Raw genomic sequence first — 389 nt, 5'->3', positions numbered from 1 at the left:
AAACTTTCTTAAAATAATCCCATATCAATGATAACAAGGAGTTGCTATGCATAGAATAGTGTTCACAATAAATGAAAACAATAGTTACTTATCAAAAGTAGAAAGCTCATTTGAAGAATCCAATTACCTTACTGTACTACATGTTACTGGACAAAATATAACTGAAGTTGAATTAGTTAAAAACCCTCATCCTCACACAAGTGATGAGATCATAAAAGAGTGTAAAGATAACCACTATAGTATTCTAATTCTTCCTAAAGAAGATAAACTTCATGAAGATAAATTAACAGAAAATGGTACTTCAGTTTTTATTGCTTCAGAACATAAAAATGAATTAAGTACATTTAGTGATTTTGTTTAAGACAAATTAAAACAAGACAAAAAAATAG

1 protein-coding gene is annotated in these 389 nt (G+C 27.2%); it reads left to right on the top strand.

Features of this window, described 5'->3' with window-relative positions:
• The first annotated feature begins 46 nt into the window (after positions 1 to 46).
• Positions 47 to 361: a hypothetical protein gene (locus CRV02_RS14700; RefSeq protein ID WP_129090923.1), complete on the top strand. Its 315-nt coding sequence runs from the start codon at positions 47 to 49 to the stop codon at positions 359 to 361.
• The last annotated feature ends 28 nt before the right edge of the window (positions 362 to 389 follow it).

This window comes from Arcobacter sp. CECT 8989, from assembly GCF_004116715.1.
Lineage (GTDB): Bacteria > Campylobacterota > Campylobacteria > Campylobacterales > Arcobacteraceae > Halarcobacter.
The sequence above is the reverse complement of the archived record's forward strand: the minus strand, read 5'-3'. Positions and strand labels throughout refer to the sequence as shown.